Origin of the sequence: Chamaesiphon sp. OTE_8_metabat_110 (assembly GCF_031382685.1) — a bacterium.
Taxonomy (GTDB): Bacteria; Cyanobacteriota; Cyanobacteriia; order Cyanobacteriales; family Chamaesiphonaceae; genus Chamaesiphon.
On sequence record NZ_JANMZA010000403.1, the window covers coordinates 1 to 10,787 of the forward strand.

Here is a 10,787-nt window from a genome sequence, read left to right on the forward strand (position 1 = left end):
GCAAGGCGATGTCGGGACTGCTTTGCAACTGGTCGCCGAACTGATCGATCGCAATGAACCCGCACTCAAAATTGTCGCCACCCTCATCGGTCAATTTCGCACCTGGTTGTGGGTGAAAATGCTCTTGGAGGTCGATGAAAAGGACGATCGAGTCATTGCTACCGCCGCTGGCTTTGGCAACCCCAAACGCCTATTTTTCATCAAGCAAGAACTGCAAGCTACCACTGCCGATCGACTAGCCGCGAGTCTCCCTCTGCTTTTAGATTTGGAATATAGTCTCAAGCGCGGTGGTGAAGCTACGTCTACGCTGCAAATGCACGCGATCGAGTTGTGTCAAGTCTTTAGGGGAGATGGGAGATGGGAGGGGGTAGAGTAGTAAAGTTGTCTACACTAGAGTATGTCTTCAGTCTTAGAGGAGTTTGCTTCATTAATATCCTGAAGATTCAGCCCTCGATCGAGAATTATGTTCGATCGTAAGCCCGATCCTAGATCCTCTAAACTTTACTCTCTAGATCTGTTTGATTTCAATCGTGGAGAACTTTGTGGCAGCTAAATTGAAGTACCAATCTCAACTATCTCCCACCTCCCATCTCCCATCTCCCATCTCCCATCTCATCATGAAAATTCGTCGTCGTCCGCCTAGTTCATCTGTCAATGTTGGCCCGCTGGAGTATCAAATAGTCGTTCCCGATGGCAAACCCGCACATATCTTGGAAGAAATCGTGTGGGATAAAGAGCGGGAAGTCCTCGTGATGCGAGATAAGATCCCCCTGGAGAAGTTGAAAAAGCAAGTCACCGCAATGGCGGCACCATTGGACTTCTTGGGGGCGATTAAGCAAGGGAAAACCCAGCCAGCGGTGATTGCGGAGGTGAAAAAAGCGTCGCCGAGTAAAGGGGTAATTAGGGCTGATTTTGATGCGGTGGAGATTGCCAAGGCTTACCAGCGGGGGGGTGCGAGCTGTTTGTCGGTATTAACCGATCGCAAGTTCTTTCAGGGTAGTTTTGAGAATCTAGCGGCGGTGCGACAGGCGGTAGATTTACCGTTGCTGTGTAAGGAGTTTGTGATTTATCCCTATCAGATTTACTATGCGCGCGCTCATGGTGCCGACGCAGTGCTACTGATTGCGGCGATCTTAGATAATGTGGATTTGCAATATTTTCTGAAGATCGTGCGGGTACTGGGGATGACGGCGCTCGTCGAGGTACATACTGAAGAAGAGTTCGATCGAGTCTTGAGCTTGGATGGTGTCGAGCTGATTGGCATTAATAACCGCAACCTCGCCGATTTTAGTGTCGATTTACACAATACAGCGGCATTACTCGCCCCCCGACGAGCGCAAATCCGCGATCGCGGCATCTCGATCGTCAGTGAATCGGGATTATCTACTGCTGAAGATCTTAAAATAGTAGCTAGTGCTGGAGCTAATGCTGTCCTAATTGGGGAATCCTTAATAAAGCAGGAAGATCCCGGACAAGCGATCCTTCAGCTATTTACGGCATAGTTACCGCTGTAATCTACCCACTTAATCAATCACCGACCTGTGCGGCATCGGGTGAAGGCATATTCATGGATCGCATTAAATTACCATCATTAGTCCACTACGAACTGATTTTACAAGTTCTCGAACGTCAAACCATCATGACCGCCGATCGCGATCCGATCGTCCGCGAACGAGTGCAGCAGTTGATCGTCACCCTCCGCAAGGCTTTGTCTCAACATAAGTTGTTGGAAGATACTTGCCAGCATCAGCAGATGGAAGTCGAACATGTTTGGGCGCTCAATTCGGTGCTCAGAAATGAGGAAGTTGCCACTAGGGATTAGGCAGCTAATTAGATCGCCACCGATCGCTGTATACTAACTGTAGACTGACACTTAATCTGTTGTCTAGTTGGAATGTAGCCCCGTAAACGTGAGTATTTATGTCTATTCTCGATCGCCAAGGTAGATTATTTGGTAAGGTCAGCCTTCTCGATCTTGGCGCTGCCCTAGTCATATTATTTGTGGTGGCTGGGATATTTATTTCGCCAGGAAGTTCGGGGCGCATTAACGGTCAAGATAAGCCTCAAGCCGTAGAAGCAGACGTGATCGTCCGAGGGTTAAACGTCCTCAATCCCGAATCGTTGATGACCCAGTTTAGTCCGGGTAGTAAGCTGAGTTTTGTAATTCGCAATCAACCAGCCGGACAAGTCGATATCAAGTCAGTCCGCCAACTCGATCGGACTCTCGCCGTACCCCAGTCAGACGGTTCGCTCAAGGCGCTCAAAGATCCCCGTCCGGATTCTTATAGTGTCGATATGATCGTCACAGTTACAGGCAAAGGTCAGAAAACTAAAGAGGGGCTAGTCTTGGGAAATACTAAAATGAAGATCGGTTCTACGGTCGAAATCGACCAGCTTAATTACAACTTCAACGGTACGGTCATCGATATTCGCTATTTGGATAAGTAACCCAAGTTGCTACCCATAACCTCAGCGGTTAGAAACCGCTGCTCATGATGCAAAGTCCGCCGAAGCTGTACTAATATCCCAGTCCGCGAAGGCGGACTTTGCAATACTAGCCCCGATTTCAATCGGCGGCGGGTCAAGAACGAAGCAAATATCCTTAACCCGAACTCACGTTACTTAATTAGATCTCGCCAGTAACGGTATTACCGATGACCTGACAACTTCTCAAGAGTCTAGCTAGCGAAAGTTACCGATCGTCAGCCCACTTTGAAGCTTATCTGAAATACAGCATCATTAAAGTCATTGTCAGAAACTCCTAAATTACCAGGTAAATCCTCAAACCCGAAAGTATTATTGCCCAAAGAGCGTAGGTGACTGGCTTTGTCAGGATTAGCATTAGTTATCCCAAAATAAGCCACTCGATCGTCAATCTTGGTAGCTGCTTGGTTGTTGGGATTGCTTGCTAAAAAGTCTTCTGGTGTTGAGTTGCCCAGATTGGCAATGACAAAAGGAGCATAGAACTTGCCTCCTGTCAAGAAAACATTGCCAAAATTTGTCGGAGTGGTGTCATTACTCGCATTGCCACCCGCACGGATGTTAACGTCCTTGACCCGATTGGCGATCGCCGATCGGGCATAGGCAGCATCTCCGGGCAGCAGTTCGACAATTCCATCGCCATTAGCATCGATTCCGCCCGAACCATCAGCCACTTCATACAAGCCCACGAAGTTATCGAAGGCGGCAAAAGACGCTGTAGATGGATTGTTGTCCAAAGTGGCAGCGACTCGGTTTGCGCCAGTAATATCGTAAATTACCGCACTGCCACCCGTATTGTTGGGCGTGACAGAGACAACAGTAGGCGCGATCGTCGAATTAGCAACGGTGGCGAGTCCCTGATAAGTTTTGCCATCAGAGCCAATCGTGCCGAGATTTGAAGCTGCACCAGTTTGGAGGTCGATGCTGTAGAGGGTAGAATTGGATACGGCAAAGGCGGCATTCGTGCCCTCAGCCGTAGAAATAATGTCGAAACCGCTCGATGCGCTAAAGTCAGTGCCCAGCGCACCGATTGTGGTGAGCGTGCCGTTATTGGGTGGATTCTGTAAAGTCAGGATATCCAGGTTGGTATCGATATCGTAGAGCTGGGTAGCAGTGGGGCTGGCGATCGCGTTAGTGTATGCTGCTGCTGATACTGCTGGATTGGCACCAAAATTAGCATCACCTGCGGCATAAGCGAGATTGCCATCGACACTCACCGCTCCCGTATCCACATTAATTCGCAAACTTTGGTCGTTGTCGCCAACTAAGCGCAACCGATCGGCAACGGGGTTAAAGTCAAAACCCGTAACGGTTGTGCCTGTAAATTGTTGACTCAGGGTGCTAACCAAAGTTGCTGCACCGCTGTTGGGGTCGAGCGTATACAGGTTACTCGCACTAGTGAGTCCGTAAATTAGACCGTTGGCTGGTCGGGTATCGATACCTAGTAAAGTTTCGCCACTTTTGAGTCCTGTTACTGCGATCGAGCGTGCGGCACGGGGATCGCCAGGATTAAAAGAGGCTAGCGTATTGGTGTTAGATAAGGCGAGGAATCGGGAGTTAGTCGCGATCGGATTCACGATCTTGGCGCTACTAACTGTTGCTAGCCCGCGTAACTTCGAGGTATCGGCAGATGATGACACGATCGCTCCCGAATTGGTAGCTTGACCCGTTAAGAGGTCGATGGTGTACAGGATCGAGTTGGAGATTGCAAAAGCAGCATTGTTACCATTACTGCCAGGAATAATATCAAAACCAGCAACAGTATCCAAGTCGATACCCAGGCTGCCGACCGTAGTTAAGGCACCGTTATTGGGCGGGTTCTGCAAAGTGAGGACATCGAGAGCGGCATCGAGATCGTAGAGTTGAGTGGAAGTCGTTCCGGCAAAGGAATTAGTATATCCTGCTGCTGTAATCGTGGGATTTTGGCTAGCATTGACATCCCCCGCCGCAAAAGCGAGATTGCCATCGACAGTCACCGCTCCGGTATCTACATTAATGCGGAAATTTTGGTCGTTATCCCCGACTAGGCGCAGCCGATCTGCGGCTGGATTAAAATCAAATCCTGATATTGAGGTGGCAGTAAATGGGGTGCTGAGGGTACTAACTTTAGTCGCAACACCTGTGTTGGGATTAATTGTATAAATCGTGTTTGCCGTGCTAATCCCATAAATCAGCCCATTCGCCGGACGCGTATCGATGCCCAACAGCGGCGCATCTACACCCAAGATCGCGATTGTAGTCGTCCGGTTGGGGCTACTAGGATTGAAGGAAAGTAGCTTATTATCATTAGTTAATGCCAAAAACTGGGAATTGACCGCAATGGGATTGATGTCTGGAGCTGCTGCGGCAACCAGTCCCTTGAAGTTCTGGCTAGAACCCGCACCGATAGCACCCAGATTAGTTGCCGCGCCTGTGCCTAGATCGATCGAGTACAGTTTGCCGCTAGAAGTAGCAAAGGCGGCATTATTATTCAGCGAGGATGAGACAATATCAAACCCACTCAGGGAGCCAAAATCTACGCCCAAATTACCAATTGTCCCCAAAGTCCCATTATTCGGCGGATTTTGCAGGACGAGAACGTCTTGTAAGCTGTCAAGATCGTAGAGTTGAGTCGCAGTCGTGCCAGCGAAGGAATTAGTATAGGCGGCAGCGGTGATGTTGGGGTTATCACCTGCATTGACATCTCCCGCACCAAAAGCCAGATTGCCATCGACAATGACAGCTCCAGTATCGACATTAATCCGAAAATTTTGGTCGTTATCCCCGACTAGACGCAACCTGTCGGCGACCGGGTTAAAGTCAAATCCCGATACTGAGGTGGCGGTAAATGGGGTGCTGAGAGTACTAACTTTAGTCGCAATGCCCGTATTGGGATCGATCGTATAAATCGAGTTTGCTGTCGTAATCCCATAAATCAGTCCATTCGCCGGACGCGTATCGATGCCGAGTAGCGAACCGTCTACCCCTGTGACTGGGATAGAACTGACTCTAGACAGATTGCTAGAATTAAAAGACACGAGAACATTATTGTCACTGAGCGCGATAAAAGATGTTGCCATAGTTGTCTGGTGAATGTGGTGAGTCGGCAGATGCAGAAGTTAACAGGCAGAATAGACTTACTGTTAATACGTTGGGTTGAGAATGTTGGATTCAAATGGGTAAAAAGTTTCATTCAGCATCGCTATCTCGAAAACCTTGCCGCCGGGGTAAGATTTCCGCCACTGTCCGCCAACCACCGAACGTTGGCACCAGCACCTCAGACAAAATGTTTTTCTAGCTCATATCGGCACAAACGCCCTCATCGACTACGTTACAGCGCCGCAGCTCGATAATCATCTACCAAAAGGATTAGACCGAAAATCGATCGCACCCGTTGGACATCGTTCTGACTCCCTTCCTAGTGACTGATTAGACATCTAGTAAGAGAGTGGAGAGTGAATAGTGGATGGTGAACTACAGATATCTAGTTCTTGAGCGGGAAGGGAGTAGCTAAAATTTGACGATCGATCGAATTGCCCTGACTTCACTTTAGAAGTTGGGGCGATCGAGTTAGACTGGTAACGAATCGTCACACCGCACATTAAGTAGTAGCCGCTACTGAATATTGCTGTCATCCTATATATAGGTAGCGATCGGCGCGACCTACTTCCAGTATCTAATTAGCACAAATGATTACAGCAGCAAATACAACAACAATCGCGCTCCTAACAATCTCACTCGGTATCCTGGGCTGGGGTTATTATCGGAATCGAGACTTGGGTAAATTTGGGACGCTCTCCTGGCTGCAATCAGCCGTGTTGATGGTGCCGTGGCTGTTGAGCTTTGGGGCATTAGTTGCTGGATTTTATATCAATCTTGCCGGAATCCTCCTACTGCTGGTCATTTCCACTTGCCTGTATATCTGGTTGGGAACTCAAGTCCGCCTTGCCGCCCAAGATCCGGAAATAGCAGTCAAACTCGCAGAGCGGCTGCGCGATCGGCAAAGCAAAATGCCAATCGAACAGCTCCCCATCACCGCCGAAATTGGCGATCGAGACCTGTCGAGCGCGATGGACGTGCTAGCTATCCCCGACGCCGACTTGAGCGGGATTAAAGGGATTTTCGGCATCGATACTTTTTATGCTACTGAAACGCTCGCCTACGGACAAGGGGCAATTTTTAAAGGTAATTTGCGCGGTGAGGCAGCGGCAGTGCATCAGCGGTTGACAGACAAGCTCGCCAGCAAAGTTGGCGACAAGTACCGTCTGTTTCTGGTTGCCGATCCCGAAGATCGTCCGGTAGTAGTCGTATTGCCCAGTAGCAGCGACCCCCAGCCTGCAACAGTCGGACAGCAGATCCTCGCCGTAGTCATGCTCATCGCTACGATCGCGACTAGTTTGGAGGCGATGGGGGTATTTCTAGGCTTTGATTTTTACGAGCATACCGAGCGCATCCGCGAAGTGTTACCGCTGGCGCTAGGAGTTTGGACGATCCTCATCGCTCATGAAATGGGACATCAAGTACTCGCACAAAGGCGTCATGTCAAAATCGGCTTACCGTTCTTTCTCCCCACCGGACAAATTGGCGCATTTGGGGCGATTACTAGATTTGAATCCTTATTACCCGATCGATCGACCCTGTTTGATATCGCCTTGGCTGGCCCTGCGGCTGGAGGAATTATCTCCCTGATGATGCTGGTAGTCGGACTGCTGTTATCTCAGTCGGGAAGCGGTTTAGAAATTCCCTCGCAATTTCTGCAAGGTTCGATTTTAGTTGGTAGTATTGCTAAAATTATCTTAGGTGAGACAGCACATCAAGCGACGCTTTCCATTCATCCATTGGTAATCATCGGCTGGTTGGGATTGGTAATCAATGCGCTCAATTTGATGCCAGCCGGACAGTTAGATGGCGGGAGAATCGTCCAAGCGATCTATGGACGCAAAACCGCTCAACGCAGCACCCTAGTTACGCTAGTAATTTTGGGATTTGTCGCTTTTTTCAATCCTGCTAATTTAGTAATTTTCTATTGGTTGATTTTAGTCGGATTTCTCCAACGGGCATTGGAACGCCCGAGTTTAGATGAAATTACCGAACCAAATGATACTCGCGCCGCGCTAGGCTTACTCGCTTTATTTCTGATGGCTGCAACAATTATTCCCTTTAGTCCCGAGTTGGCTGGAAGATTAGGAATTGGGGGATAGGAACTAGGTTTTAGGCTTTAGGCTTTAGGCTTTAGGCTTTAGGCTTTAGGGGTAAGAAATTAGGAATTAGGCTTTGGGTTTTGAGGCTCTAGGCTTTAGGGTAAGGGATTAAGATCGCAGGGTGTGTTACTCCGTAGGATAACGCACCCACACATACACATTATTCAGAATCGAGAATCGATCGTTAATTAAATAACTAAATATCATGGGCGAATTAGGATTTGGAATTGCGGCGATAATTGCGGTGGCGATTATCAAATCGGGCATTAGAGTCGATCGGGAATACGAGCGCGGGGTGATCTTTCACTTAGGACGCTTTCAACAGATAAAAGGGCCGGGACTGTACTTCATTACGCCGATTCTCGACCAAAAAGTCCAAGTAGATATCCGCACCAAGACTGTCGATATCGCGCCCCAAGAGGCGGTTACTGCCGATAGTGTGACGATCAAAATCAACGCCGTGCTGTACTATCGAATCATCGATCCGATGAAAGCCATCAGTAGAGTAGAAAACTACCAAATGGCGGTGTATCAAGCTTCGATGACGACCCTCCGCAATATTGTCGGTCAACATAATCTCGATGACATGCTCCAAAGTCGCGATAAAATCAACGCTAAAGTGCAAGAAATCGTCGATGAAATCACCGAACCGTGGGGTGTCGCGATCGAACGCGTCGAACTCAAGGATGTCGAAATCCCGATTTCAATGCAGCGGGCGATGGCGAAAGAAGCCGAAGCCGCTCGCGAAAAACGCGCGCGACTAATCAAAGCTGAAGCCGAGCAAGAAGCTTCTAAATTGCTCAGTGAAGCCGCACAACAAATGATGGAAAATCCCGCAGCTTTGGAATTGCGACGATTGCAAATGTTGACTGAAATTGGTGCCGAAAATAATACCACTACGCTAGTGATGATCCCTTCTGACATTATTAGTCTGGCAAAAGAATGGTCTACCGCCGCTCATAACAATAATGTTGCCGCTGCGCTAGCGAGTCAACAAAAAGCTACTCCAACAGAGAATTTACTCAATCCCAATATCACCCACCAACTCAACTTACCCGCACCAGTACAGACGCCAGAGGAAAAATCTCAATTGTTGTCAGATCGACTCGATCGAATGTGATTTTGTCTGTGTGACTGCCTCTAAAAATGCCTACGATTAAAATCGTGGCTAGTGATGCGAAGTGCGCCAACGCGGACTAATCAATTCAGTCCGCGTAGGCGGACTTCGCATCATGAGCAGCGGTTTCTAACCGCTGAGATTATAGCAACTCGGGTTATTTAACCAGCAATTGCTGCCGCAGCCGCTGTCGTGTGCATGTAATGTTCCACCAAGGCGATCAGTGACATGGCGACAGATTCGCCGTCAGCAGCATTTACCAGCACGATCGGGGGTTGCTGCGCGATATCCTGATAACCCAGCGCCAGTGCAATATCTTCGCTGCTCCACGCACCCTCACAGTCACTGTGAGTGATCCCGATAATCATCGGAATCTGGGCGCGGCGATTCATGAAATTCATAATCCGGCGGGCGTGATGGAACTCACTCGGGCGGTGCGCGGCAATCAAGAGGACGTAAGCATGAGCGCGTTCGATCAAGATCTCCCACATAAAATCAAACCGGATCTGACCGGGAGTACCGTAGATGTGCAGTGCCATCTCATCCCCAAATGGCAGCGTCCCAAAATCCATCGCCACTGTGGTATTTTGCTTCATCTCGGACACCTCATCGGTAGCCTTGCGATCGGTATCGACAACTTCGATCTCACTCACAGAACGAATGAAGGTGGTTTTACCCGCACCTACCGTTCCTGTGACAACTAGATTCATAATTTCCATTATTTGTCAACCCTTTTTCTTCAAAAAGCCCATTAAATTACTCAAGAACGAAGCCGATACTGGCACATTGGCATTCCCCCCGCCTACACAGACAGGCGGTGCTTCCTGAAGACCGATTAGCGGTTGTGATGGCTCGATCGTGACCTCATGTACCAATCCGATCGCACTCAAGCGAAAGCCGATCTGTTGAACTCTAGCGATCTCTAGTCCGAGTTTCTCGGCGATTTTAGCGATCGATAGCTCTCCTAGTGCGAGATTCCAGACATTTGCTTCCTGAGCATCCAGTCGCAATCCAGGGCTAGTAGATAATCTCTGAAGACCGAATTCCGGCGCGGGTAATTTGGCAGTTAAACCACTCCAATCCTTGAGCATTCTCAATCCCAACAAGGCAACCTCATTAGCTGTCTGACTCAATCCCGTCATTTCACCATAACTTAATGGTGCTTGCGGATCGAATTTAAACTTACCATTGTGGATTTCAAATAGTTTGCAAGTTGCCGCAATTACTTGAGAATTGAATACTAATGTTAATTGCTCGGCATTGACAACATCTATCGACTTGAGATAGGTACCTAATGGTCGATCGAGCGATGCGATCCGCGTTCTTAATCCGACCACTTGCTCTACGGAGAGCCAGCGGCGTTGCTGCATTAGGTCGAGCAAGCTCTGATGCTTTGCACCAGCAGCATCGGTGACAGACATAATGCGTCCACCTTCAAAGGCAAGATAATAACCACTACTAAAAGAGCGCCCCAAAGTATTTTCGGGCACGAGTGATAGTAATCCAGTCTTGTTGCCCTCTTGGACGAAATGAAAGATTTCAGCTAATGAATATTCTGATAAATAGCCAGCTAAGGACATTTATATCTCCAACATATTTACGAGTTAGTGGATATCTATTTCTTGAAAATACATAAATCCACCAAGGAAAGTGTATCTAGATAATATTGAGTATCGATTGTCTTTAATTTACTTCAACTAATTTAGATATATAGAGTATCTGAATGCTTGAGAAAAACAATCTTTTATCGCACTTTTAGTAACGACAGCGGACAGATAAAAGCGAATATCGATAAAGATATTCGCTCCCAATTCATCATCGCTGGCAAATTAATTATTAATTATTAATTAATTGAGTGCCGCTTTAATTTCATTGACGGCTCTTTTAATATCGAGCATCAATAAACCTTGCTTAGCAGACTGGTTTGCCAACACGAGGAAGACCGCATCATCGCCACAACCCATGAGAATGCCATAACCATCAGCACCCTCAACCATGATTTTTTCGAC

Annotated in this window: 10 protein-coding genes and 1 pseudogene; 6 read left to right on the plus strand and 5 right to left on the minus strand. The window is 48.1% G+C overall.

Going from position 1 to position 10,787, the window contains the following annotated elements:
• The 4 genes and pseudogenes from RMO52_RS14695 to RMO52_RS14710 form a co-directional block, all read left to right on the plus strand.
• Positions 1–376, plus strand: a pseudogene (locus RMO52_RS14695) (DNA polymerase III subunit delta); the annotation flags it as partial.
• A 241-nt stretch (positions 377–617) separates the two neighbouring features.
• The gene (gene trpC, locus RMO52_RS14700) at positions 618–1,502 is read left to right on the plus strand and encodes an indole-3-glycerol phosphate synthase TrpC (protein ID WP_310415537.1); all 885 of its coding nucleotides are present in this window, start codon (positions 618–620) and stop codon (positions 1,500–1,502) included.
• Between the two features lie 65 nt (positions 1,503–1,567).
• Positions 1,568–1,822, plus strand: a complete 255-nt coding sequence (locus tag RMO52_RS14705) for a DUF5340 domain-containing protein (RefSeq protein ID WP_309744476.1) — start codon at positions 1,568–1,570, stop codon at positions 1,820–1,822.
• A 98-nt stretch (positions 1,823–1,920) separates the two neighbouring features.
• Positions 1,921–2,448 carry a DUF4330 domain-containing protein gene (locus tag RMO52_RS14710; protein ID WP_310415540.1) on the plus strand — a complete coding sequence of 176 codons (528 nt, stop codon included), beginning with the start codon at positions 1,921–1,923 and terminating at the stop codon, positions 2,446–2,448.
• Positions 2,449–2,702: 254 nt separating this feature from the next.
• On the opposite strand, the gene RMO52_RS14715 is transcribed toward RMO52_RS14710, so the two are convergent.
• Both RMO52_RS14715 and RMO52_RS14720 read right to left on the minus strand, forming a co-directional pair.
• Positions 2,703–5,540, minus strand: coding sequence for a DUF4394 domain-containing protein (locus RMO52_RS14715; RefSeq protein ID WP_310415543.1), 2,838 nt, complete (start codon positions 5,538–5,540; stop codon positions 2,703–2,705).
• 357 nt (positions 5,541–5,897) lie between these two features.
• Complete coding sequence (locus RMO52_RS14720) at positions 5,898–6,095, minus strand: hypothetical protein (protein WP_309740832.1); 198 nt, start codon at positions 6,093–6,095, stop codon at positions 5,898–5,900.
• 54 nt (positions 6,096–6,149) lie between these two features.
• Between RMO52_RS14720 and RMO52_RS14725 the strand changes: the two genes are divergently transcribed.
• Positions 6,150–7,661, plus strand: coding sequence for a site-2 protease family protein (locus RMO52_RS14725; protein ID WP_310415546.1), 1,512 nt, complete (start codon positions 6,150–6,152; stop codon positions 7,659–7,661).
• 205 nt (positions 7,662–7,866) lie between these two features.
• The gene (locus RMO52_RS14730) at positions 7,867–8,781 is read left to right on the plus strand and encodes a slipin family protein (RefSeq protein WP_310415549.1); all 915 of its coding nucleotides are present in this window, start codon (positions 7,867–7,869) and stop codon (positions 8,779–8,781) included.
• A 158-nt stretch (positions 8,782–8,939) separates the two neighbouring features.
• On the opposite strand, the gene RMO52_RS14735 is transcribed toward RMO52_RS14730, so the two are convergent.
• From RMO52_RS14735 to RMO52_RS24760, 3 genes are all read right to left on the minus strand, one after another.
• On the minus strand, positions 8,940–9,497 hold the full coding sequence (locus RMO52_RS14735; protein WP_310415552.1) for an ATP/GTP-binding protein: 558 nt from the start codon (positions 9,495–9,497) through the stop codon (positions 8,940–8,942).
• 6 nt (positions 9,498–9,503) lie between these two features.
• Complete coding sequence (locus RMO52_RS14740) at positions 9,504–10,358, minus strand: DUF4388 domain-containing protein (protein ID WP_310415555.1); 855 nt, start codon at positions 10,356–10,358, stop codon at positions 9,504–9,506.
• 267 nt (positions 10,359–10,625) lie between these two features.
• Positions 10,626–10,787 (minus strand): roadblock/LC7 domain-containing protein (locus RMO52_RS24760; protein WP_396134996.1); only part of this gene is annotated, 162 nt, incomplete at its 5' end.

What these genes read in the sequence shown, in the direction of transcription:
- RMO52_RS14730 (WP_310415549.1), top strand. Translation starts at nt 7,867, where the DNA reads ATGGGCGAATTAGGATTTGGAATTGCGGCGATAATTGCGGTGGCGATT.
- RMO52_RS14740 (WP_310415555.1), bottom strand. Translation starts at nt 10,358, where the DNA reads ATGTCCTTAGCTGGCTATTTATCAGAATATTCATTAGCTGAAATCTTT.
- RMO52_RS14705 (WP_309744476.1), top strand. Translation starts at nt 1,568, where the DNA reads ATGGATCGCATTAAATTACCATCATTAGTCCACTACGAACTGATTTTA.
- RMO52_RS14725 (WP_310415546.1), top strand. Translation starts at nt 6,150, where the DNA reads ATGATTACAGCAGCAAATACAACAACAATCGCGCTCCTAACAATCTCA.
- RMO52_RS14720 (WP_309740832.1), bottom strand. Translation starts at nt 6,095, where the DNA reads ATGACAGCAATATTCAGTAGCGGCTACTACTTAATGTGCGGTGTGACG.
- trpC (WP_310415537.1), top strand. Translation starts at nt 618, where the DNA reads ATGAAAATTCGTCGTCGTCCGCCTAGTTCATCTGTCAATGTTGGCCCG.
- RMO52_RS14710 (WP_310415540.1), top strand. Translation starts at nt 1,921, where the DNA reads ATGTCTATTCTCGATCGCCAAGGTAGATTATTTGGTAAGGTCAGCCTT.
- RMO52_RS14715 (WP_310415543.1), bottom strand. Translation starts at nt 5,540, where the DNA reads ATGGCAACATCTTTTATCGCGCTCAGTGACAATAATGTTCTCGTGTCT.
- RMO52_RS14735 (WP_310415552.1), bottom strand. Translation starts at nt 9,497, where the DNA reads ATGGAAATTATGAATCTAGTTGTCACAGGAACGGTAGGTGCGGGTAAA.